We start from the raw sequence: 22,733 nt of genomic DNA on the forward strand, positions 1-22,733 counted from the left end.
GGAGGGCGCTGTGGCGAGGGTCGCGTCGGCCCGCGGGGCCCCCGGCCTGCCGCGGGCCGGTCGCGACCGGCCCGGAACTCGGTTGTCCACAGGCAACCCACGGCCCAGTTCCGGCCAGTAATCTCGGCGTCCATGGAGCAGAGGCATCTCGGCCGCACCGGCCTGCGCGTGTCCCGCATCGGGCTCGGCACCCTGACCTGGGGCCGCGACACCGACGAGCACGACGCCGCGGACCTCTTGAAGACGTTCTGGGAGGCGGGCGGCACCCTCGTCGACACGGCGGACGTGTACGGCGACGGAGAGGCCGAGTATCTGCTGGGGCGGCTCATGGAAGGCCTGGTGCCGCGCCGGGACCTGATCATCTCCACGAAGGCCGGCGGCGTGCCCGACCCGGACCGGCGCTTCGACTGCTCCCGCGGCCATCTCCTCGCGGCCCTGGACGCCTCGCTCGGCCGGCTCGGGACGGACCACGTCGACGTGTGGCACGTGCACGCCTTCGACCCGGACACCCCGCTGGAGGAGACTCTCCAGGCCCTCGACATCGCGGTCGCCAGCGGCCGCGCCCGGTATGTGGGAATCGCCGGGTTCTCCGGCTGGCAGCTCGCCAAGGCCGCCACCTGGCAGCTCGCGGCGCCGGGCACACGCACCCGGCTGGCCAGCACGCAGATGGAGTACTCCCTGCTCCAGCGCGGAGTGGAGCGCGAGGTGCTGCCGGCCGCGCTCGACCTGGGCATCGGCCTGCTGCCGGCCTCCCCGCTCGGCCGGGGCGTCCTCACCGGCAAGTACCGGAGCGACGCCCTGCCGCCGGACTCCCGCGCCGCCTCGGACCACCTCGCGCCGTTCGTCGAGCCCTACCTCGACGACACCGCGAGCCGCATCGTGGACGCCGTCGCGACCGCGGCGGACGGGCTCGCGGTGACCCCGCTCCAGGTCGCCCTGGCCTGGGTCCGCGACCGGCCCGGAGTGGCCGCCCCGATCATCGGCGCGCGCAACGCGCAGCAGCTCACGGCGGCATTGTCAGTGGAGGCCCTTAGTCTTCCTGACGAGATCTGCCGGGCGCTCGACGACGTGTCGGCGCCCGTGCACCGTTATCCCGATCCCGACTGGAGCACGCTGTGAGCACGGAGCCGGAGCCCCCCAGCACCATGGAGAACACCGGGCCGGGCACCCCGGACGAGGCCCCGCCCGCCGAGGACTCACCGGAGAACGGCTCCGTGCCGGCCGCGGCCGACGCGACGACGGCCCGGTCCGCGGCCGGTGAGTCCGCGCCGGCCGACGCGGCCGTGCCGGAGTCCACGGCCGACGAGACCGCCCGCAAGCTCTCCGAGGCCGAGGCGGAACTCGCCGCTCAGAAGCTGGAGCGTGAGCGGATCGAGCGGCGCAAGGCCGAGAAGCAGGGTCCCATCCCCGCCGGGACCAAGCTCAGCGGCAGGGCCGCCGACCTCCTCGCGGCCGTACGGGCCGTGGAGAGCGGGGAGAAGCCCACCGCCACCGTGTTCGCCGATCCGGAGCCCGCCCCACGCCGCGCCGCGCCGGAGCCCGTGCGGCGCCCACAGCCGGTCGCCGCGGAGCCCCTCGCCACGGCACCGACACCGGACACCGTCGAGGCCGTACGCCGTGTGCTGGCCGGTGGCGGTGCTCCCGAGACGCTGGCGCCGCAGGTCGCCACGGCTCTCGGCGAGGTCGCCGCGGAGGCCCTGGGCGAGGACCCCTGGCAGTTGCTGCGCGTCCCCGGCGTACGGCCCGAGCAGGCCGACGGTTTCGCGCGGGCGCTGCTCGGCGCGGAGTGCGCCCCGGACGACGAGCGGCGGGGCCGGGCGGTCACGGTATGGCTGCTGGAGCAGGCCGCCCTGGCCGGGCACACCGCCCTGGAACTGCCGGCGTTGACGGCCGCGCTCGCCCAGCGGGGCGTACCGGACGCGGACGAGGCCGTGCAGAGCACCCTCGCCGAGGGCGAGGCCCTCGCCTTCCAGGACGCCCTGGACGAACCCGGAACCCCCGCGGCCGCGGCCGCCACGACCGAGACGTCCGAGGAGGAGGACGACGGGGAGGAGAGCGGCCCGGTCCGGGTCCTCGTCGGCCTGGAGCGGTACGCGCTCGCGGAGGAGAGCCTCGCCGACGGTCTGGCCCGCGTGGCCAATTCCCTGGCCAAGGAGACCTCGGCGCGGTGGGAGTCCGCCGCCGCCTCGGCGTCCGGCAGCACCGCCGAGCTGATCCGCGCGGTCGCCGGGCACGGTCTGGTCCTGCACACCGGTGGCGAGGCCGCCCGCGCCGAACCGGCCGCCCTGCTCGCCGCCGCCCGGTCCCTGGGCCTGCGCGCGGTCGCCGCCTGCCACACACCCGACGGGCGGCACCGGCTCGCGGCACACCTGGCTACGGCGGACGCGGGGGACGGATCCGTCGTCACCCTCCCCGGTCTGCTGGCCGGCGCCGAGGGCCCCGGCCGGGACGCCGAGGGCGCCTTCGCCCTCGACCTGCTGGTCCTGCTGGACGCGCCGCAGCTGGACGTGGAGACCGCCGCGATGGTCGTGGAGTCGCTCCCGGACGGCGCCCGGCTGGTGCTCAGCGGCGACCCGGCGCTGCTCTGGTCGGCCGGGCCCGGCCGGGTCTTCGCCGACCTGCTCGCCGCCCGCGTGTGCCCCCAGGTCGCCTCTCGCACGCCCGATCCGGGGCCGCTCGGCGAGCTGGTTTCCGGGGTCGGCATCGGTGAGCTGAACCAGGTCGACGCGCCCGGCAAGGAGATCGTGATCGTGCCCGTGCGGGACGCCGGGGAGGCGGTGCACCGGACGGTGCAGCTCGTCGCGGACTCCGTGCCGCGGGCCTTCGGCATCGCCGCCGAGCAGACGGTGGTCGTCACCCCGGGCCACGGCGGCGCCGCCGGCACCCGCGCGCTGAACGCCGCGTTGAAGGAGCGCCTCAACCCCGGCCCCGGCCGCTTCGGCGGCTTCGACCCCGGTGACCGGATCGCCTACTCCCCCGCCCCGGGCCGTACGGTGCCGGGCCGGGTGGTGACGGCCGACGCGGAGGGGCTGCACCTTTCCTGCGCGGGTGCCGCCGTGGTCGTACCGAGGGAGCGGGTGGAGCAGTCCGTCCGGCACGGGTGGGCGCTGACGGCGCACCAGGCGGCGGGGAGCCGGTGGCCTGCGGCGGTCGTGGTGCTGCCCGGGGACGCCGCGCAGGTCCTCTCCCGACCCTGGGTCTACACGGCCTTCAGCCGGGCGGAGCGCCACCTGTCCGTGGTCCACGGGGTCGAGCAGGCGCTGCCCCGAGCGGTCGCCGAGGTCCTGGCGAAGCCCCGCACGACCCGGTTGCCGGCCCTGCTGCGCACGCAGGTGCCGACGGCGGGCTGACGTCCGGGGACAGGCGAACGGCGGCGGGGCTCGGCGGGGGGATCGTTTCCCCGCCGAGCCCCGCCTCTCACCGCCTACCGCCTGCCGCCGTCCACCGGCCTGTCCGGGGCGTCCAACGGCTCCAGGTCTTCCTCCTCGTCCTCCTCGTCATCCGTCAGTCCGCCCTCGATGTCGTCGTCGAAGACCGAGCTGACGTCGAAGCGGCACACCACCTGCTGCGGGTCCGGCAGCTCGAAGGGCGTCTCCAGCCACTCGCCCGGCTCGGCGGGCTCGTCGGCCGCCAGTACCCACAGGGTGGAGTCGCCCTCCTCCAGGCCGAACTCCTTGTGCCGGGAGGCGATCTCGTCGGGCTCGAACTCGCCGAAGAGCAGGCCCAGCGCGCCGTGAACGGTCCCGGAGGCCTCCGCGTCCACGACGTCCTCGAACTCCGCCGCCTCGACCCGCTGGGCCTGCGCCAGCAGCCGCTGCGGTTCCACCACGGCGTAGTCGCGGCGGATCAGCACGCTCAGGGCATTGGGCTCCTCGGGGCCCGCGTAGGGCGGCAGCGAGTCCTCCGCGCCAGGGATCTCGAAAGGGGTGACCTCGTCATAGCGGTCGTAGAGCAGCTCGTCGTACGCCTCCGCGGCCGCGGCCAGCTCGTTGAACGCCTCGTAGACGGCCGGGTCGTCCTCACCCGTCCTGCGTTCGACCGCAGCCAGGTGGCGGTCGAGCGCGGTCTTGACCGCCTCGGCGGCGGCGCGTACCTCGGCAGCGGTGGGCTGCGCAGCATCAGACATAGTGCAGACGCTATCCGTACCGGGCCCCAGCCCGCACAATAGATGCGATGCCGGAATACGAATTTGTCGACGTGTACGTACCGCGCGGTGTCTCCCGTAAGGACGCGACACGTCTGCTGACCGACCATGCGGAGTACGGACACTGGGAGTTGGACCGTCTGAGCCTGCTGCGGGACGGCAGCCGACGAGTGCGGCTGCGTCGGCGGATCATCCGTCAGGTACGCGCCACGTGGTGAGCTGAACATGACGGAAACGGAGCGGGCCCCGCCGAGGCGGGGCCCGCTCCGTTGTGCGATGCCAGAGGGCTCTCACACCGAGGCACGTGCCTTGCGGTAGAGGACCGCGCCCGCGAGCAGCGCTCCCGCGCCGACCGGGAGGGCGAGGCTCAGCGGCAGGTCGCTGCCGGTCTGCGCGAGCTGCGGGGAGTGGACGGCGGAGGCGCCGGCCGGGGTCATGTGACCCGGCTTGGAGGGGCCCCCGACCTCGGAGTGGCTGGACTTTCCGGGGCCGGCCGGCTTGCCGGGGCCCTCGCCGCCCGGCGCGCCGGGCGTCTCCTCCTGGCCGCCGGGAGGAGTGCCGTACTCGCGGCCGGGGCCGCTGACGTTGGCGCAGTCGTTGCCCGTGGCCGGGTTGAGGATCCCGACGATGTCGACGCTGTTGCCGCAGACGTTGACCGGCACGTGCACCGGCACCTGGATGTTGTTGCCGGAGCCGAGGCCGGGCGAACCGGCGGTGTGGCCGACCGCCTGCGCACCCCCGGAGCCGCCCTGCGAGCCGGAGCCGCCCTGCGAGTGGGAGCCGCCGCGGCTGCCGCCGTACCCGGTGTCGCTGTCGCCGCCGCTGGGGCCCGTGCTGCGGTTGGCACAGGAGTTGCCCATGGCCGGATTGAGGACGCCGACGACGTCGACGGTGTTGCCGCAGACGTTGACCGGCACGTGCACCGGCACCTGGATGTTGTTGCCGGACAGAACGCCGGGCGAGTTGGAGGCGAAGCCGGTCGCACCGGAGTCGGCGTGGGCGTACCCTCCGGCGGCCGCCATCACGCCCGTCGCCGCCGCCATGGTCATGAGGCCTTTACGGGTGACCTGTCGCATTCCTGAATCCCTGCTTTCGATCTCGTCCCGAATTGCTCGCATCCTTCCAGCAGCGCGAGGCCTCCGGGTCCCATTACTTCTTCGGCTTTCCTTTCTCACTCCCTCGACTTTCGTGCGAAGGGACATGAGAAAAGACCCGACGGCCCCGGAGCGCATGGCGTGCACTCCGGGGCCGACGGTGGACGACCCCTCAGCGGGTCGACGTCACTTGTTGACGCAGGCGTTGCCGAAGGCGGGGTTCAGCAGCCCGATCACCGAGATCGTGTTGCCGCAGACGTTCACCGGGACGTGGACCGGCACCTGGATCACGTTGCCGGAAACGACGCCCGGGGACTGCACGGCGGCACCCTGGGCACCCGAATCGGCGACGGCCATGCCCGCACCCGCGAGAACCAGACCACCGGTGGCAGCCGCCGCAGCGACGATCTTCTTGATCATTATTCCTCCTTGTTGGCAATGCGATCCCAAGCAACGGATCGCACCAGCAGTAACGAGGAGGGAGTAATGGGGCTACGTGCTTATCGTCGCATTCACCCATCTCAGTGATGCCCGCACAGGATGGCGAATACGGGCCCTACCGATCAGGAAGCGTCGATGAAGCGGTCGAGCACGCGGACGCCGAACTGGAGGCCGTCCACGGGCACCCGCTCGTCGACGCCGTGGAACATGCCGGCGAAGTCCAGCTCCGGCGGCAGCTTCAGCGGGGCGAAGCCGAAGCCGCGGATGCCGAGGTCGTCGAAGGACTTGGCGTCGGTACCCCCGGAGAGCATGTACGGGATCGCCTTGGCGGTGGGGTCCTCGGCGAGCAGCGCGGACTGCATGGCCTCCACCAGCGGCCCGTCGAAGGAGGTCTCCAGCGCCTTGTCGGAGTGCACGTCCTCGCGGCGCACCTTCGGGCCGAGGATCCGGTCCAGGTCGGTGAGGAACTCCTCCTCGTGCCCCGGCAGGAAGCGCCCGTCGACGTTGGCGGTGGCCTCGCCGGGGATGACGTTGACCTTGTATCCGGCGTTCAGCTGGGTGGGGTTGGCCGTGTTGCTCAGGGTGGCGCCGATCAGCTTGGCGATGCCGCCGAGCCGGGCCAGGGTGGACTCCATGTCCTCGGGGTCCAGCGGGGTGCCGAGCGCGTCGCCCAGTTCGTCGAGGAAGGCCCGGGTGGTCTTGGTGACCCGGACCGGGAACGTGTGGCGGCCGAGCCGGGCCACCGCCTCGGAAAGTTCCGTGATCGCGTTGTCCCGGTGGATCATCGAGCCGTGCCCGGCGGTGCCGGCCACGGTCAGCTTCATCCAGTGCATGCCCTTCTCGGCCGTCTGGATCAGGTAGAGCCGCCGCTCCTCGCTCACCGTGAAGGAGAACCCGCCCACCTCGCTGATCGCCTCTGTGACGCCGTCGAAGAGGTCGGGGTGGCGGTCGACGAGGTGCCGGGCGCCGTAGGTGCCACCCGCCTCCTCGTCGGCGAGGAAGGCGAGGACGATGTCGCGCGGCGGCCTGCGTCCGGAGCGCAGCCGGTCACGGACCACTGCCAGGGTCATCGCGTCCATGTCCTTCATGTCGACCGCGCCCCGGCCCCACACGCATCCGTCGGCGACCTCGCCGGAGAAGGGGTCGTGGGTCCAGTCGGCCGCGTTGGCGGGGACGACGTCGAGGTGGCCGTGGATGAGCAGCGCGGGCCGGGACGGATCCGTGCCCTCGATGCGGGCCACGGTGGAGGCACGCCCCGGGTGCGACTCGTAGATCTTCGCTTCGAGTCCGACCTCGGCGAGCTTCTCGGCGACGTACTCGGCCGCCTTGCGCTCGCCGGGACCCGAGTGGTCGCCGTAGTTGCTGGTGTCGAACCGGATCAGCTCGCGGCAGAGGTCCACGACCTCGTCCTCGCCGGTGACGCTCCTGGCCCTGTCGTCCGTCGCGCTCACGCTGGTTCCTCCCGCTGTCACTGCTGCTGGTCCCCCTCATCCTCCCCCTCCCCGCCGCCCGCGCCCAAGACCGGTCCCGGCCCGTCACACGCCGTTCGCGGCCGCTGCGGCGGACGACGGACGGACAGCAGTCGGACGACGGACGCACGGCAGTCGGGCTGTGATCGGGCACCTCGGAAAGCCTGGTAATGTTTGCGTCGTCGCCGCAGGGGAGACCCGCGCGACAGACACCTTGTCCGGGTGGCGGAATGGCAGACGCGCTAGCTTGAGGTGCTAGTGCCCTTTATCGGGCGTGGGGGTTCAAGTCCCCCCTCGGACACGTGAGATGAGCGAGGGCCCCGACCGTGAGGTCGGGGCCCTCGCTCGTTGGTGTGGGGCATCTCTCCCCCGTCCGAAGATCACCAGGTCACGGCACCCCCGCGACCGCTCGGCGGCCGTCCCGGGCCGGCCGACGGCAGGGCTCGACCCTGGCGTCGTACTAAAATTTCCGGCTTGTCACGGGCTGGAACCACCGGCTTGTCACGGGCTGGAGCCGGACAACCCCAGGCGGACCTGCGGGCCCGCCAGCGCCCCGGAGGTCTCCGGGCACGAGACGCGAGGACCCCATGGCAGCCATAGACGAGAGCAGCGCTCTCGGCCTGCTCGACGAAGAGACCCGCGGACGACTCGGCGACACGGCGTGTTTCTCCGGCGGTCCGGCCCCCTCGCCACGCACCCTCGTCGACGTCCTCGACGCGTCCGTGCGCTCGTACCCCGACGAGCCGGCCCTGGACGACGGCACCACCCAACTGACCTACCGCGAGCTGGCCGTGGAGGTCGAGCGGCTGCGCCGTCGGCTGGCCGGCGCCGGGGTCGGCCTCGGCGACCGGGTGGGGGTCCGGGTGCCGTCCGGGACCAACGACCTGTACGTCGCGATCCTCGCCGTCCTGGCCGCCGGGGCGGCGTATGTGCCCGTCGACGCCGAGGACCCCGACGAACGGGCCGAGCTGGTGTTCCGGGAGGCCGAGGTCAGGGCCGTCGTCGGTGCCGGGCACGAGCTGACCGTCCACGGCCGCTCCGACGTGCCGGCCGCGCGGCCCGGCGCCGGAGACGACGCGTGGATCATCTTCACCTCCGGCTCCACCGGGAAGCCCAAGGGCGTCGCCGTCAGCCATCGCAGCGCGGCCGCGTTCGTCGACGCCGAGGCCGCGCTGTTCCTCACCGAGGAGCCGATCGGGCCGGGCGACCGGGTGATGGCGGGGCTGTCCGTCGCCTTCGACGCCTCCTGCGAGGAGATGTGGCTGGCCTGGCGGTACGGCGCCTGCCTGGTGCCGGTGCCGCGTGTGCAGGTCAGGAGCGGTACCGACCTGGGGCCCTGGCTGGTGGAACAGGAGATCACCGTCGTCTCGACCGTGCCCACGCTCGCCGCGCTGTGGGAGCCCGAGACCCTCAACGACGTGCGTCTGCTGATCTTCGGCGGGGAGGCCTGCCCGCCCGAGCTGGCGCAGCGGCTGGTGACCGAGGGACGCGAGGTCTGGAACACCTACGGGCCGACCGAGGCGACCGTGGTGGCCTGTGCCTCGCTGATGAGCGGGGCCGAGCCGATCCGGATCGGGCTGCCGCTGCGCGGCTGGGAGCTGGCCGTCGTGGACGAGGCCGGTGCCCCGGTGCCGATGGGCGGCAGCGGGCAGCTGGTGATCGGCGGCGTGGGGCTCGCCCGGTACCTGGACGCCGAGAAGGACGCGGAGAAGTACGCGCCGCTGGAGTCGTTGGGCTGGGAGCGGGCGTACCGCAGCGGTGACCTGGTGAAGGCGGAGCCCGAGGGGCTGGTCTTCCTCGGGCGGGCCGACGAGCAGATCAAGCTCGGCGGGCGACGGATCGAGCTGGGCGAGGTCGACTCGGCGCTCCAGGCGTTGCCCGGGGTCGCGAGCGCGGCCGCCGCCGTGCGCACGGCGCGCAGCGGCAACCAGCTCCTCGTCGGGTACGTCGTCGTCCAGGACGGCTGGGACCAGGCCGCGGCCGTGGCCAGGCTCCGTGCCGAGCTGCCCGCCGCGCTCGTGCCGCTGCTGGCGCCGGTGGCCGACCTGCCGACCCGGACGTCGGGCAAGGTGGACCGGGCCGCGCTGCCGTGGCCGCTGGAGGGCCTGGAGACGGGCGGGCCGGCCGAGCCGCTCTACGGCACCGAGGCATGGCTCGCCGAACAGTGGACGGAAATCCTCGGCATCCCGGTCGGCGGCGCCCGTGACGACTTCTTCGCGATCGGTGGCAGCAGCCTCGCCGCCGCGCAGCTGACGACGCGGCTGCGCACCCGTTATCCGAGCGCCGCCGTCGTCGACGTCTACCAGCGGCCGACGCTGCGCAAGCTGGCCCGGCACCTGGAGGAGTCCGCGCAGGACGACGGTTCCCGGCGCACCGTCGCGCCGGTGCCGCGCCGCGCCCAGCTGGCGCAGGTTCTGCTGCTGCTGCCCCTCTTCACCCTGCTCGGGCTGCGCTGGACGCTGGTCCTGGCCGCCGCCGGCAATGTCCTGCCCGCCTACGGCCGGCTGCCGACCGCGCCCTGGTGGGTCCTGGTCGCGGGGGCCCTGCTGTTCTTCAGCCCGCCGGGCCGGCTCGCGCTCGGCGCGGGCGGGGCACGGCTGCTGCTGCGGGGGGTGAAGCCCGGCCGTCATCCGCGCGGCGGCGGGGTGCATGTGCGGCTGTGGGCCGCCGAGCGGCTCGTCGAGTTCACGGGGGCGACCTCGCTGACCGGCTCCTGGCTGGAGCGGTACGCCCGCGCCCTGGGCGCCAAGATCGGTCCGGACGCGGATCTGCACGCCCTGCCGCCGGTCACCGGCATGCTGAGGCTGGGCCGGGGTGCGGCCGTCGAGTCCGAGGTGGACCTCTCCGGCTGGTGGCTGGACGGCGACCGGCTGGAGATCGGCCCGGTCAGGATCGGTGCGCATGCCGTCGTCGGTACGCGCAGCATCCTTTTCCCGGGCGCCCGCGTCGGCAAGCGGGCCGAGGTGGCACCGGGTTCGGCCGTCACCGGCCAGGTCCCGACCGGACAGCGCTGGGCGGGCGCCCCGGCGGGCAAGCTCGGCAAGGCCAAGCGGAACTGGCCCAAGGAGCGGCCGGCCCGGGGTCGGGTGTGGCGACTGATGTACGGGGTCGCGGGGGCCGGGCTGACGCTGTTGCCGGTGCCGGCCGCCGGAGCCGCGCTGCTGGTGGGGTACGCCCTCGTCCCGCCGGACGCCCCGTCGACGGGTGCCGCCCTGGCCCTGGTCCCGGCCACGCTCGCCTACGGGCTGACGTACGCGCTGCTGATCCTGGTCGCCGTGCGGCTGCTGAGTCTGGGGCTGCGGGAGGGCACGCATCCGACGCACAGCCGGGTCGGCTGGCAGGCCTGGACGGTCACGCAGCTGATGGACCGCTCGCGAGAGACGCTCTTCCCGCTGTACGCGGGGCTGGCCACGCCGGTGTGGCTGCGGCTGCTGGGGATGCGGATCGGGAAGGGCGCCGAGGTGTCGACCGTGCTCGCACTGCCCAGCCTCACGACGGTCGGTGAGGGCGCGTTCCTGGCGGACGACACGCTGACCGCGCCGTACGAACTGGGCGGCGGCTGGATGCGGATCGGGCGGGCGCAGATCGGGCGGCGGGCCTTCCTCGGGAACTCGGGGATGACCGGGCCGGGGCGGAGCGTTCCGGACGGCGGCCTCGTCGGGGTGCTGTCGGCGACGCCGAAGAAGGCCAAGAAGGGCAGCTCCTATCTGGGACTGCCGCCGGTGAAGCTGCCGCGGGCGGCGGCCGGCGGCGACCAGAGCCGGACGTACGAGCCGCCGGCGCGGCTGCTGTGGGCGCGCGCGCTGGTGGAGCTGTGCCGGATCGTGCCGGTGTTCTGCTCGGCCGGTCTCGCGGTGCTGACCGTGGCCGCGCTGTGCGCGCTGGGGACGTGGGCGCCCCTGCTGTCCGGCCTGGTGCTGCTCGGGGCGGGCGGGGCGGCGGCCCTGGTGTCGATCGCCGCGAAGTGGCTGCTCGTGGGGCGACACCGCAGCGGGGAGCACCCGCTGTGGAGCGGTTTCGTGTGGCGCAACGAGCTGGCGGACACCTTCGTCGAGGTGGTGGCCGTGCCGTGGCTGGCCGGTTCGGTGCCGGGTACGCCGGTGCTGTCGGCGTGGCTGCGCGGGCTGGGCGCGCACATCGGCCGGGGCGTGTGGGTGGAGAGCTACTGGCTGCCGGAGACGGACCTGGTGACGCTGGAGGACGCGGCGACGGTCAACCGGGGCTGTGTGCTCCAGACTCACCTCTTCCACGACCGGATCCTGCGGACGGATACTGTGGTCCTCCGTGAGGGTGCCACGCTGGGCCCTGGCGGGATCGTGCTGCCCGGCAGCACGATCGGGGCCCGGACGACCCTGGGTCCGGCGTCGCTCGTGATGGCCGCGGAGTCCGTCCCGGACGACACCCGCTGGCTCGGCAACCCGATCGAAGCGTGGCGTCCCTGAACGCCGGCCGCTCGGACCCGGACGAGGGCACACCGGCGGGCAGTGGCAGCACGGCGCAGGGAGCGGACGCGGAAGTGGCAGTTCAGCATGCAGGTGGGTCGGACCCGTACTTCCCGGCCAACGGTGATCCCCGGTACCGGGTGCATCGCTACGAGCTGACGCTGGACTACCGGCCCGGACCGAACCGGCTCTCGGGGACGGCCCGGATCAACGCCATAGCCGGGCGCTCGCCGCTCGCCGAGTTCCAGCTCAACCTGGCCGACTTCAAGATCGGACGGGTCCGGGTCGACGGCCGGCAGGCGCACTACACGCACCGCGGCGGCAGACTGCGTGTGCGCCCCGCCAAGCCGCTGCGGGCCGGGGCCGCGTTCACCGTCGAGGTGCACTGGGCGGGCAACCCCACGCCGGTCAGCAGCCCCTGGGGCGGGATCGGCTGGGAGGAACTGGGCGACGGGGCGCTGGTGGCGAGCCAGCCCGTCGGTGCCCCCTCCTGGTACCCGTGCAACGACCGGCCCGCGGACAAGGCGTCGTACCAGATCTCGGTCACGACACCGTCCGCGTACTCGGTGGTGGCGGGTGGCCGGCTGCTGACACGGACGACGAAGGCGTCCACCACGACCTGGGTGTACGAGCAGTCCGCGCCGACGTCGAGCTACCTGGTCGGGCTGTCGATCGGCAAGTACCAGACGGTACTGCTCGGCGATCCGGGACTCGGCGGGGTGCCGCAGCACGGGCACATCCCGGCGGACCTGCTGCCGCGGTTCTCGCGGGACTTCGCGCGCCAGCCTGGCATGATGCACCTCTTCCAACAGCTCTTCGGACCGTATCCGTTCGACGAGTACGCGGTCGTGGTGACCGAGGAGGAACTCGATGTCCCCGTCGAGGCCCAGGGGTTGTCGCTGTTCGGCGCCAACCATGTGGACGGGGCGCGGGGTTCGGAGCGGCTCGTGGCGCACGAGCTGGCGCACCAGTGGTTCGGCAACAGCGTGTCCATCGCCGACTGGCGGCACATCTGGCTGAACGAGGGCTTCGCCAAGTACGCGGAGTGGCTGTGGTCGGAGCGCTCGGGCGGCCGTACGGCGCAGCGACTGGCCGCCGCCGCGCACCGGTCGCTGTCCGCCCTGCCGCAGGACCTGAGGCTGGCGGATCCCGGACGCAAGTCGATGTTCGACGACCGCGTCTACGAGCGGGGTGGACTCACCGTGCACGCGCTGCGCTGCGCGCTGGGCGACGACGCGTTCTTCCGGATGCTGCGCGCCTGGCTCGGTCTGCACCGCGGCGGGGCGGTCACGACCTCCGCCTTCACGGCACACGCGGCACGGTTCGCGGCCGAGCCGCTGGACGACCTCTTCGACACGTGGCTGTACGGGACGGCGCTGCCGCCGCTGCCGCCGCCGCAGACGCGGACGGCCGTCTAGGGTGTGTTTCCAGCGGTACGACCGCTGAGCGTGCGTGCCGGGCGTCGCGGGGGCAGACGGGACTCCCGAAAGACGCCTAGCACAATGGCGGACATGACCATGCGTTCCTGCCCCTGTGGGCTGCCCGAGCCGTACGAGGGGTGCTGCGGCCGTTTCCACACCGGCGCCGCCGCGCCGACCGCCGAGGCGTTGATGCGGTCGCGGTACTGCGCCTTCGTGCAGGGGGACGCGGGGTATCTGCTGCGGACCTGGCATCCGCGGACCCGGCCGGAGCGGCTGGACCTCGATCCGCGGATGCGGTGGACGGGGCTCGAGATCCTCGACACGGTCGACGGGTCCGGGTTCCACGCCAGGGGGATCGTGGAGTTCCGGGCGTCCTACCGGGGCGGCGCGCTGCGGGAGCGGAGCCGCTTCGAGCGGGTGGAAGGGGCGTGGGTGTACGTGGACGGGAAGTTTCCGCAGCAGTAGGGCGCGGGCTACGGCGCCAGGATGTCCAGTTCCTCGAGGGCGCCGACCGTGATCTCGCGGGTCAGCTTCTCCGCGCGGTCCGCGTCGCCCTCACGGACCGCCTCGGCGAGCCGCACGTGCAGGCTGACGGCGGTCGGGTCGGGGTCCTCGAACATGACCTCGTGATGGGTGCGGCCCGCGAGGACCTCCGCGACGACGTCGCCGAGGCGGGCGAACATCTCGTTGCCGGAGGCCGTGAGGATCACGCGGTGGAAGGCGACGTCGTGGACGAGGTAGCCCTCCAGCTGGTGGCCGCGGGAGTTGGCCACCATGCCGAGCGCGCACTCGGTCAGTTCGGCGCACTGCTCCGCCGTGGCGTTGCGTGCCGCCAGGCCCGCCGCGACCGGCTCGATCGCCGAACGCAGGACGGTGAGCGAGCGCAACTGGTGGGGGCGGTCGGCGCCGGCCAGCCGCCAGCGGATGACCTGCGGGTCGTAGACGTTCCACTCGGCCTTCGGGCGCACCGTCACGCCCACCCGGCGGCGGGACTGGACCAGGTGCATCGACTCCAGGACCCGGACCGCCTCGCGCATCACGGAACGGGAGACGTCGAAGCGCTGGGCGAGTTCGTCGGTGCGCAGGACGCTGCCCGGAGGGCACTCGCCCGCGGTGATCGCGGGGCCGAGGGTGTCGAGTACATGGCCGTGCAGACCCCGGCCCGGAGTGGTCATGCACTCAGCGTACTGGGGCGGATCACCGAGCCGTAAAGTCAGACTTATTTGTCACAGACTCTTGAATTCGTCGTACCTAATGGGTTTCAGTGTCGTCGACATCAGGTGTCGACGAAGACAGCGAGGCAGAGATGCGTACCCCCCATGTCGTCGTGGTGATGGGCGTCGCCGGCACGGGCAAGACCACGATCGGTCCCCTGCTCGCCGCCCGGCTGGGCGTTCCCTACGCGGAGGGCGACGACTTCCACCCGCCGGCCAACATCGCCAAGATGTCGGCCGGCACCCCGCTCGACGACGCCGACAGGGGGCCGTGGCTCGACGCCATCGGCGACTGGGCGCACGGGCGGGCCGGGCTGGGCGGGGTCGTCAGCTGCTCGGCGCTGAAGCGGTCGTACCGCGACCGGCTCAGAGCCGCCGCCCCCGAGATCGTGTTCGTGCACCTCGCGGGCGACCGCTCGCTGATCGAGGACCGGATGGCGCACCGGCAGGGTCACTTCATGCCGACCGCACTGCTGGACTCCCAGTTCGCCACGCTCCAGCCGCTCGGAGCGGACGAGACGGGGGTCGCGGTCGACGTGACCGGGACGCCCGAGGAGATCACCGCACGGGCCGCGAAGGCACTCGACGGGCTTCCCGACGCCCGGCGGTAGCCGCTCCGCTCCGGCGGCGGTCCCCGGGCATGCACCCGCAGTACCACCCCGCTCCCGCGGCGGCTCCGCGGCAGCGCCCGCAGTACCCCACAGCGGTGCGCCACCGCAGCACCCGCGGTCCGCCACAGCAGTGGCCCCCCGCAGTACCCGCAGTACCCCTCTCCCCATCCCCCGTACGTGTAAGGGACCCCCGTGACCAGACTCAGCGTCGAGATGCTGGCGGCGGACAGTGTCGAGCCGATCACCTCGGCCGGCCATGCCCAGTTGGGCATCGCCGTGCTGGCGGGTATCGCCGTCATCGTCCTGCTCATCACCAAGTTCAAGCTTCACGCCTTCCTGGCGCTGACCATCGGCTCGCTCGCGCTGGGCGCGTTCGCCGGGGCGCCCCTCGACAAGGCGATCGCCAGTTTCACCACCGGTCTCGGCGCCACGGTCGCCAGTGTGGGCGTGCTCATCGCGCTCGGCGCGATCCTCGGCAGGCTGCTGGCAGACTCCGGCGGCGCCGACCAGATCGTGGACACGATCCTCGACAGGGCGGGCGGCCGCTCGATGCCGTGGGCGATGGTGCTGATCGCCTCGGTGATCGGTCTGCCCCTGTTCTTCGAGGTCGGCGTCGTCCTGCTGATCCCCGTCGTCCTGATGGTCGCCAAGCGCGGCAACTACTCACTGATGCGCATCGGCATCCCGGCGCTGGCCGGTCTGTCCGTGATGCACGGCCTGGTCCCGCCGCACCCCGGCCCGCTGGTCGCGATCGACGCCGTGGACGCCAACCTGGGCGTGACGCTCGCGCTGGGCGTGCTGGTCGCCATCCCGACGGTGATCATCGCCGGTCCGGTGTTCTCCCGGTTCGCCGCCCGCTGGGTGGACGTCCCGGCCCCGGACCGGATGATCCCGCAGCGACCCTCGCAGGACCTGGCACGGCGTCCGGGCTTCGGCGTCACCCTGGTGACGATCCTGCTGCCCGTCGTGATGATGCTGGCCAAGGCGCTCGTCGACATCGTCGTGGACGACCCCGAGGCCACCGTGCAACGCGTGTTCGACGTCGTCGGCTCCCCGCTGATCGCCCTGCTCACCGCCGTCGTCGTCGGTATGTTCACCCTCGGCCGGGCGGCCGGCTTCACCAGGTCGCGGATCTCCTCCACCGTCGACAAGTCCCTCGCTCCCATCGCCGGAATCCTGCTGATCGTCGGCGCGGGCGGTGGCTTCAAGCAGACGCTGATCGACTCCGGTGTGGGTCAGATGGTCCTGGAGATCTCCGAGGACTGGTCGATCCCGGCCCTGCTGCTGGCCTGGCTGATCGCGGTGGCGATCCGGCTGGCGACCGGTTCGGCGACCGTGGCGACGATCTCGGCCGCCGGTCTGGTCGCGCCGCTCGCCGCCGACATGTCGACCGCCCACACCGCCCTGCTGGTCCTGGCGATCGGCGCGGGCTCGCTGTTCTTCAGCCATGTCAACGACGCCGGCTTCTGGCTGGTGAAGGAGTACTTCGGCCTCACCGTCGGCCAGAACATCAAGACCTGGTCGGTGATGGAGACCCTCATCTCGGTGGTCGCCGGCGGTCTGGTCCTGCTGCTCTCCCTAGTCATATAGAAGTACTCGGATGACGCACCCGCTGTTCGGAAGGTGCTGTCGGCCTTCGGCACGTCCTCGGTCGGCACGTTCCGCCCTCCGGTTCGCCGCTCAGCGGCGCCACAGCGGGTGCTCCCGGTCCGCCCAGTCGGGGCGCACCGATCCGGTGCGCATGCCCCGGCGGGCCTCCGGGTCGCCCAGGGCCATGCCGATGTGGCCGGCCAGGACGATGCCGACGGTCAGGGCCAGCCAGTCGTGGACGAAGGTCGCGCTGGTCCGCCACATGATCGGGGTGAGGTGGGTGAACCACATGAGCAGTCCGGTGCCCAGCATCACCAGGGTCGCCCCGGCGATCCACGCCGCGTAGACCTTCTGACCCGCGTTGAACTTGCCGGCCTGCCTGGACCCCCTTCGCTCGGCCCGGCGCAGCGCGGCGCGCAGCCAGCGGCGGTCGTGCGGGCCGAAGCGGTTGAGCTGGCCGAGGTCGGCGCGGAACGCGCGGGAGGCGAGTCCCGCCAGGACGGGGGCGGGCAGTGCGAGGCCGGCCCACTCGTGGACCCGGACGACCAGCTCACGGCGGCCGACGAGCTGCGCGAGCTGGGGGACGTAGAGGAAGGCCGCCGTCAGCACGCACACGCCCATGAGCTGGGCGGTCGTGCGGTGCACCCACCGTTCGGCCCGGCTGAAGCGGCGGATCCGGGTGGGGGCGGGCGGGCCGTCAGCTCGTGGGCTCATCGTCCCGCCCGTTCGAACGGCCCACCCAGGCGTCGACGTCGTAGCCGCGCCTCTCCCAGTAGCCGGTCTCCACCTTCTCCGTGACGGTGATGCCCGAGAGCCACTTGGCGGACTTGTAGAAGTACATGGGTGCCACGTACAGGCGGACCGGGCCGCCGTGGTCGTGGCCGAGGTCCTCGTCCCGCATGCGCAGGGCCACCAGGACGTCGGAGCGGCGGGCCTGGGCGAGGGTGAGGCTCTCGGTGTAGGTGCCGTCGAAGCAGGTGAAGCGGACGGCGCCGGCCCGCGCGCGCACCCCGGCCGCGTCGAGCAGGGCGGACAGTCGCACGCCTTCGAAGGGGGTCTCGGGCACGCGCCAGCCGGTGACGCACTGGACGTCCTCGACCATGCGGGTCTGGGGCAGCGCCCGCAGGTCGGCCAGGGTGTAGGCGCCGGGGTGGTCGACCAGGCCGTCGACGGTGAGGCGGTAGGTCTCGGCGTTCCTGTGCGGTACGGAGGAGGCCACCGAGTAGTAACGGAAGCCGCCCCCGTTGGGGAGCAGGCCGGTGAGGCCGGTGGGGTCCTTGTCCGCGGTGCCGCCGAGGAAGTCCTCCAGACCGCGCTGGAGGACGGGGGCGGCGACGACGCCGAGGGCGCCCAGGCCGAGCGTGCCGAGGAGGACGCGGCGGCCGACGGGGGCGCCGCGTTCCTCGGGCGGTTCCGATGTCACGCACCCATTCGAACACTCGGGGCGCGGGCGGGACCAGGGGTCCGGGGCGGCCGTCGGGATTCCGTCACCACGTCACGCGCTCCCGCGCACGTGATCCCCCGGTGGCGCTTCGCCTCACTCCACCGGCTACTCGTGGCCGAGCGCCGCCCTCCGGGCCGCGTGGAAGGCGGTGTACGGGTCGCGGTCCGGGTAGGACCAGGGGGCCGGGGTGACGTGCTCGCCGATGCGGTGGAACAGGGTGGCGGCCTCGGCGGGCCGGCCCTCGCAGAACGTGGCGTGGGCGAGGAAGTTCAGGTCGACCAGGCGGCGGGGGTGGCCGTCGTGCTCCCACTCCAGCCACCAGTCGAAGGCCGCCCTCAGCACGTCGGCGGCCCCGTGGTCGCGCCAGTGCAGGGCGGTCGTCGGGTCGGCGGGGGCGTGGCCGCGGACGGCCAGGGCACGGTAGCGCTCGGCGTGCGCGACGATCGGGAGGATGGCCAGCGGGGAGTCGGCGGGCGCCCGCTCGGCCGCCCAGGCGGCGAATTCGTAGACCTCGTGCAGCGGGTCCGGGCCGGCGTCGGCGCGGCGCTCGGCGAGCAGGGCGACCATCAGGTGGTGGGCGTGGTGGTGGTCCCGGTGGCGGGCCCGGATTTCCTCGAAGATCCGGACGGCGTCAGGGGTGCCCTCGCGCTCCAGCATGAGCAGACCGAGCCAGGGCGTCGGGTCGGCGGGTGCGGCCGCGGCGGCGTCCCGGCAGGCCGCGCGGGCGGTGTCGGGGGTCTCCCTGCCGCGCAGGGCGCGCCGGACCTGGGCCATGGCGAGCAGGACGGCGGCGTCGCCGGAGCCGGGTTCGGCGACCAGCCACGCCCGTGCCCAGCCGGCGGCGCACGGTTCGAGGGCCAGGACGGTGATCCGGTGTCCGCGCCGGTCCCAGTCGTCGCCGGTGTTGGCGAGCAGCGAGCGGGCGGCCTGCCGACGGCCCTGGACCAGCGCGGCGCGGGCGCCGGCCAGCGCGGTGTCGTCGAGCGCGGCGTCGACGGGCGGGGCGTCGACGGGCGGGGCGTCGAGGGTCACGGCCGGACGCTCCGGGCTCCGGGCCGCAGACAACGGGGGTGGGGGCACCGCGGGACTTCCTCATCCTCCTCGGTGACGGGCCGGGCAGGGGCCGCGTACGTCTCGGCGGCGGGCTCGTCATCGGCCCGCAATCGACCGATCACCCACAGCAAACCCTCAGCCGACGCTCACCGTCAAGCGCCGAGGTCACATGACAGGGATCAAGTACCGCCTCGCGAGAGGCACTTGGCCCACCCAGCGGCTGGTCGGGGCGGGTCCGCGCGAGTGAATGTGGCGTACGCCATGGCGCGGCCGCGCGCCGTCCCGCAGCATGGCCGTACGGTCGCTCCGCGCCGCCCCCGGTGCCGCGACCGCGTCAGGCGCCTGAAACCGGGGACCCCCGAGGCGCATTCTCCGGGCACTTGCTGGGGCGTTCGAGCGCGCCAGGAGGCCACAGTCGGCCACTATCCACCCGTGGCCCGACCCGATCATCGAGGTACGCAGCGTGTCGGTTCTGGTCCTGGTTCTCGCCGTGAGCGCCGCCTGCTGCCTGGGCTTCGGATTCGTCGTCCAGCAGAGCGTGGCCCAGAAGGCTCCCCTCGGCGACTTCCTCTCGCCCCGGCTGCTGCTCGACCTGATGCGCGTGCCTCGTTGGCTCGGGGGCATCGGGCTGATGGTGGCCGGCATGGCACTCGGCGCGATCGCCCTCGGCCAGGGTCAGGTGTCCCTGGTCGAGCCGCTGCTCGCGACGAACCTCCTGTTCGCCCTCGCCCTCTCCCGCCGCCTGACCGGCCAGCCGCTGGGGCGCCAGGGCTGGGCGGGCCTGCTGCTGCTCGCGGGCGGGGTGAGCGCGTTCATCGTGGCGGGCGAGCCGCGCGGCGGCACGGCAGTCGCCGACCCGCTGCGGCACTGGCTGATCATCGGCGGGATGGTCGGACTGGCCCTGCTGCTCACCGCGTACGCCAGACGCTCCCGGCTGTCCTCGGGCCCGGTGCTGCTCGCCCTCGCGGCCGGGCTGCTCTACGGCGTCCAGGACGCCCTGACCCGGGTCAGCGGGGAACGCTTCTCGGACGGCGGCCTCGTCGAGCTGCTCACCGGCTGGCAGCCGTACGCCGTGCTGGCACTCGGGGTGACCGGCCTGGTGCTGGTGCAGAGCGCCTTCGAGACGGCTTCGCTGCGGATGTCGCTGCCCGCGCTGACCGCCGCCCAGCCGCTGGCCGGGATCATCTGCGGAGTGGGCTTCCTCGGGGACCGGCTGCGCACCGACGCGGGCGCGCTGGCCTGGGAGGCGGCGGGGCTCGCGGCGGTCGTCCTGGGCATCGTGCTGCTCGGGCTGCATCCGGCGATGCCGCAGGGCGCGGCGCCGCGCGAGCGGGTGCCCGCCCTCCTGCCGCGCTGACCTCCAGCCGCGCCGACCTCTCCACGGAACCGACCTCTCCGCCGCGCTGGGCTCCGGCCGGCCGCCCGGCCCTGGTTGGATGGGCGGATGAGCGCTGCTGACGAGATCCTCGACGTCGTCGACGAACACGACCGGGTCGTGGCACGGCTCCCGCGCGGGCAGGTGTACGCCGAGAGCCTGCGCCACCGCTGCGTCTTCGTCCGGGCCAGGGATGCCGAGGGCCGCCTCTTCGTCCACCGCCGCACCCCCACCAAGCTGGTCTTCCCCTCGCTCCACGACATGTTCGTCGGCGGGGTGGTCGGCGCGGGCGAGAGCTACGACGACGCGGCCCTGCGCGAGGCCGAGGAGGAACTCGGCGTGAGCGGGCTGCCGCGTCCGGAGTTCCTCTTCAAGTTCCTCTACGACGGCGGCGCCCGCGGGAGCTGGTGGTCGGCCGTGTACGAGGTGCGCTGCGAGCTGCCGGTGAGCCCCCAGGCGGAGGAGGTCGCCTGGCACGCCTTTCTCACGGAGGAGGAGGTCGAGAGCCACCTGAGCGACTGGGATTGGGTGCCGGACGGCCTCGCCGCGTACGAACGGCTGCGGGCGCTGCGGGCCGCGGACTGAGCGCGTCGGGCAGGCGGACGGACGCCGGGTAGGGTCCGGGACGTGAGCGAGTTCGTGCGGAACGTCCGGTTGTGGTTCGCGCCCGAAGGGGTCCGGCAGGAAGGGGTGACGCCCGACTACCGGTTCTCGCTGGCCAACGAACGCACCTTCCTGGCCTGGCTGCGGACCGCCCTCGCGCTGATCGGAGGCGGGTTCGCGGTGGACCAGTTCCTGCCGGACCTGCGCTGGGGCTGGCGGGTGGGTCTGGCCCTCGCGCTGCTGGCGGCGGGCGTGCTGTGCTCCCTGCGGGCGGTGAACCACTGGGTGCGCTGCGAGCGGGCCATGCGGCGGGGCGAGGACCTGCCCGTCTCGCGCTTCCCCGCGCTGCTCGGCGTCGTCGTCGCCGTGGTCGCCGTCGCGATGGTCGTCGTGGTGCTGGCCGGGTGGGAGGGGTGAGCGGCGACCGCGATCCGGGGCTCCAGCCGGAGCGGACCCGGCTCGCGTGGCGGCGTACGACGCTGTCGGGCACCGTGGCCGCCGTGCTGGGCGTGAAGGCGGCACTGCACGGCGGTGTGTCGACGCCCGCGATCGCGGCGTGCGTGGCGTGCTGCGCGCTCTGGCTGGGATTCCTCGTCCTCGCCCACCACCGCATCCGCGTCCTCGCCTCGACGCCGGTACCCCCGGTCCTGCCGGCCGGGCGCGCCACCGCGGCGGTGCTGTGCACGGTGGCGCTGGCGGTGTGTGCGGCGACACTGGTGGTCTAGCGTCTCGTCACCGCCGCGGGTGTCACTCCGCCTCGTCCGGCCAGTCCACCGTGACCGCGATCTTTCCGCGGGTGCGGCCCTCCTCGCTTCGCCGGTGGGCGTCCGCCGCCCGTTCCAGGGGGAAGGTGTCCGACACGTGGACCGACACCACGCCTTCTTCGGCCAGTTCGGCCAGGCGGGTGAGGTCCTCGGCGTCGGGGCGGACGAAGGAGTAGCGGCCGCCGTAGTCGACGACGTCGCTGTCGGCGATCGACACCAGCCGCCCCTCGGGGGCCAGCAGGTTGGCGGAGATCTTCAGGGTGTCGCCGCCGATCGTGTCGAAGACCGCGTCCACGCCCTCGGGGGCCAGCCCGCGCACCCGTTCGGTCAGGCCGTCGCCGTAGGTCACGGGCTCGCCGCCCAGGGACCGTACGAAGTCGTGGTTGGCCTCGCTCGCCGTGCCGATCACGCGGGCACCCAGATGGCGGGCGAGCTGTACGGCGATGGAGCCCACGCCGCCGGCGGCCGCGTGGATCAGTACGGTCTCGCCGCGCTTGACCTGGAGGGCCTTGTGGAGGACCTGGTGGGCGGTGAGGCCGGCCAGCGGCAGGCCCGCGGCCTCCTCCCAGGTGAGGTTGCGCGGCTTGCGGGCGAGCGTGCGCACCGGGGCGGCGACGTACTCGGCGAAGGTGCCGCGGGAGAGGAAGTCCTCGCGGACGTAGCCGATCACCTCGTCGCCGACCGAGAACTCGGTGACGGACGCGCCCGGCTGCACAACGACGCCGGAGACGTCCCAGCCGGGGATCACCGGGAAGACCGCGTCGAGGGCACCGTCGAGATAGCCCGCGCGGCACTTCCAGTCGACGGGGTTGACGGCCGCCGCCCGCACCTTGACCAGCACGGAGTCGGGGCCGACCTTGGGGTCGCGGACCTCGCCGTACTCGAGGACCTCGGGACCCCCGTACCGGCTGTAGCTGATGCCCTTCATGCGACCGACCCTCCGGGGTGCTCGTTCGCCACGCAAGCCGGATGCCCGGATGTGCGCCGGTTCGCGTGGCCGCCTGTCCGACGTCATGCCCGTACCCCCGAAGGCGAGCGGCATGACCACCCTTCACCAGGAGCACCCCG

General features: G+C 73.3%; 21 protein-coding genes and 1 tRNA gene. 13 read left to right on the plus strand and 9 right to left on the minus strand.

Going from position 1 to position 22,733, the window contains the following annotated elements; all coding sequences use genetic code 11:
• Positions 1-132: 132 nt before the first annotated feature.
• On the plus strand, positions 133-1,119 hold the full coding sequence (locus ACZ5Y0_RS17615) for an aldo/keto reductase (RefSeq protein ID WP_469129561.1): 987 nt from the start codon (positions 133-135) through the stop codon (positions 1,117-1,119).
• Positions 1,116-3,350, plus strand: a complete 2,235-nt coding sequence (locus ACZ5Y0_RS17620; protein ID WP_469129562.1) for a helix-hairpin-helix domain-containing protein — start codon at positions 1,116-1,118, stop codon at positions 3,348-3,350. The genes ACZ5Y0_RS17615 and ACZ5Y0_RS17620 overlap by 4 nt, the downstream gene beginning before the upstream one ends.
• Positions 3,351-3,424: 74 nt before the next feature.
• Here the strand turns inward: ACZ5Y0_RS17620 and ACZ5Y0_RS17625 are convergent, their stop codons facing one another.
• A complete protein-coding gene (locus ACZ5Y0_RS17625; RefSeq protein ID WP_469129563.1) occupies positions 3,425-4,126 on the minus strand; it encodes a hypothetical protein in 702 nt (233 codons plus the stop codon).
• A 47-nt stretch (positions 4,127-4,173) separates the two neighbouring features.
• Here ACZ5Y0_RS17625 and ACZ5Y0_RS17630 point away from each other — a divergent pair, with 47 nt between their 5' ends.
• Positions 4,174-4,362 (plus strand): DUF5703 family protein, encoded by a 189-nt coding sequence (locus ACZ5Y0_RS17630; RefSeq protein WP_005485166.1) that lies wholly within the window; start codon positions 4,174-4,176, stop codon positions 4,360-4,362.
• Between the two features lie 72 nt (positions 4,363-4,434).
• On the opposite strand, the gene ACZ5Y0_RS17635 is transcribed toward ACZ5Y0_RS17630, so the two are convergent.
• The 3 genes from ACZ5Y0_RS17635 to ACZ5Y0_RS17645 all read right to left on the minus strand — a co-directional run bounded on the left by ACZ5Y0_RS17635 (position 4,435) and on the right by ACZ5Y0_RS17645 (position 7,130).
• Positions 4,435-5,220 (minus strand): chaplin, encoded by a 786-nt coding sequence (locus ACZ5Y0_RS17635; protein WP_469129564.1) that lies wholly within the window; start codon positions 5,218-5,220, stop codon positions 4,435-4,437.
• Positions 5,221-5,424: 204 nt separating this feature from the next.
• Positions 5,425-5,658, minus strand: coding sequence for a chaplin ChpH (gene chpH / locus ACZ5Y0_RS17640; RefSeq protein WP_469129565.1), 234 nt, complete (start codon positions 5,656-5,658; stop codon positions 5,425-5,427).
• A gap of 143 nt (positions 5,659-5,801) precedes the next feature.
• Entirely contained in the window at positions 5,802-7,130 is a 1,329-nt protein-coding gene (locus ACZ5Y0_RS17645; protein ID WP_469129566.1) for a M20/M25/M40 family metallo-hydrolase, read from the minus strand.
• 234 nt (positions 7,131-7,364) lie between these two features.
• Between ACZ5Y0_RS17645 and ACZ5Y0_RS17650 the strand changes: the two genes are divergently transcribed.
• The 4 genes from ACZ5Y0_RS17650 (at position 7,365) to ACZ5Y0_RS17665 (ending at position 13,476) form a co-directional block, all read left to right on the plus strand.
• Positions 7,365-7,449 (plus strand) — tRNA-Leu (locus tag ACZ5Y0_RS17650).
• A 286-nt stretch (positions 7,450-7,735) separates the two neighbouring features.
• Positions 7,736-11,590 (plus strand): Pls/PosA family non-ribosomal peptide synthetase, encoded by a 3,855-nt coding sequence (locus tag ACZ5Y0_RS17655; RefSeq protein WP_469129567.1) that lies wholly within the window; start codon positions 7,736-7,738, stop codon positions 11,588-11,590.
• A gap of 74 nt (positions 11,591-11,664) precedes the next feature.
• Positions 11,665-13,008 (plus strand): M1 family metallopeptidase, encoded by a 1,344-nt coding sequence (locus ACZ5Y0_RS17660; protein WP_469129568.1) that lies wholly within the window; start codon positions 11,665-11,667, stop codon positions 13,006-13,008.
• Positions 13,009-13,101: 93 nt separating this feature from the next.
• Entirely contained in the window at positions 13,102-13,476 is a 375-nt protein-coding gene (locus tag ACZ5Y0_RS17665) for a YchJ family protein (RefSeq protein ID WP_469129569.1), read from the plus strand.
• A gap of 8 nt (positions 13,477-13,484) precedes the next feature.
• Here ACZ5Y0_RS17665 and ACZ5Y0_RS17670 read toward each other — a convergent pair whose 3' ends face one another.
• Positions 13,485-14,186, minus strand: coding sequence for a FadR/GntR family transcriptional regulator (locus tag ACZ5Y0_RS17670; protein ID WP_469129570.1), 702 nt, complete (start codon positions 14,184-14,186; stop codon positions 13,485-13,487).
• Positions 14,187-14,317: 131 nt separating this feature from the next.
• Here ACZ5Y0_RS17670 and ACZ5Y0_RS17675 point away from each other — a divergent pair, with 131 nt between their 5' ends.
• Together ACZ5Y0_RS17675 and ACZ5Y0_RS17680 are read left to right on the plus strand one after the other, a co-directional pair.
• Positions 14,318-14,836 carry a gluconokinase gene (locus ACZ5Y0_RS17675; RefSeq protein ID WP_469129571.1) on the plus strand — a complete coding sequence of 173 codons (519 nt, stop codon included), beginning with the start codon at positions 14,318-14,320 and terminating at the stop codon, positions 14,834-14,836.
• Between the two features lie 192 nt (positions 14,837-15,028).
• Positions 15,029-16,426 (plus strand): GntT/GntP/DsdX family permease, encoded by a 1,398-nt coding sequence (locus ACZ5Y0_RS17680; RefSeq protein WP_469129572.1) that lies wholly within the window; start codon positions 15,029-15,031, stop codon positions 16,424-16,426.
• A gap of 90 nt (positions 16,427-16,516) precedes the next feature.
• Here the strand turns inward: ACZ5Y0_RS17680 and ACZ5Y0_RS17685 are convergent, their stop codons facing one another.
• The 3 genes from ACZ5Y0_RS17685 to ACZ5Y0_RS17695 all read right to left on the minus strand — a co-directional run bounded on the left by ACZ5Y0_RS17685 (position 16,517) and on the right by ACZ5Y0_RS17695 (position 18,902).
• Positions 16,517-17,140, minus strand: a complete 624-nt coding sequence (locus tag ACZ5Y0_RS17685) for a cytochrome b/b6 domain-containing protein (RefSeq protein ID WP_469129573.1) — start codon at positions 17,138-17,140, stop codon at positions 16,517-16,519.
• Positions 17,124-17,849, minus strand: coding sequence for a molybdopterin-dependent oxidoreductase (locus ACZ5Y0_RS17690; RefSeq protein WP_469129574.1), 726 nt, complete (start codon positions 17,847-17,849; stop codon positions 17,124-17,126). Before ACZ5Y0_RS17690 ends, ACZ5Y0_RS17685 begins: the two co-directional genes overlap by 17 nt.
• A 126-nt stretch (positions 17,850-17,975) precedes the next feature.
• Entirely contained in the window at positions 17,976-18,902 is a 927-nt protein-coding gene (locus ACZ5Y0_RS17695) for a hypothetical protein (protein ID WP_469129575.1), read from the minus strand.
• A 484-nt stretch (positions 18,903-19,386) separates the two neighbouring features.
• Between ACZ5Y0_RS17695 and ACZ5Y0_RS17700 the strand changes: the two genes are divergently transcribed.
• From ACZ5Y0_RS17700 to ACZ5Y0_RS17715, 4 genes are all read left to right on the plus strand, one after another.
• Positions 19,387-20,280, plus strand: coding sequence for a DMT family transporter (locus tag ACZ5Y0_RS17700; protein WP_469129576.1), 894 nt, complete (start codon positions 19,387-19,389; stop codon positions 20,278-20,280).
• An 87-nt stretch (positions 20,281-20,367) separates the two neighbouring features.
• Positions 20,368-20,883: an NUDIX hydrolase gene (locus tag ACZ5Y0_RS17705; RefSeq protein ID WP_469129577.1), complete on the plus strand. Its 516-nt coding sequence runs from the start codon at positions 20,368-20,370 to the stop codon at positions 20,881-20,883.
• Positions 20,884-20,925: 42 nt separating this feature from the next.
• Entirely contained in the window at positions 20,926-21,318 is a 393-nt protein-coding gene (locus ACZ5Y0_RS17710; RefSeq protein ID WP_469129578.1) for a YidH family protein, read from the plus strand.
• Entirely contained in the window at positions 21,315-21,626 is a 312-nt protein-coding gene (locus ACZ5Y0_RS17715) for a DUF202 domain-containing protein (RefSeq protein WP_469129579.1), read from the plus strand. The genes ACZ5Y0_RS17710 and ACZ5Y0_RS17715 overlap by 4 nt, the downstream gene beginning before the upstream one ends.
• A 22-nt stretch (positions 21,627-21,648) precedes the next feature.
• On the opposite strand, the gene ACZ5Y0_RS17720 is transcribed toward ACZ5Y0_RS17715, so the two are convergent.
• Positions 21,649-22,593 (minus strand): NADP-dependent oxidoreductase, encoded by a 945-nt coding sequence (locus ACZ5Y0_RS17720; RefSeq protein WP_469129580.1) that lies wholly within the window; start codon positions 22,591-22,593, stop codon positions 21,649-21,651.
• Positions 22,594-22,733 lie beyond the last annotated feature (140 nt).

Source organism: Streptomyces sp. NPDC033216 (genome assembly GCF_055577115.1).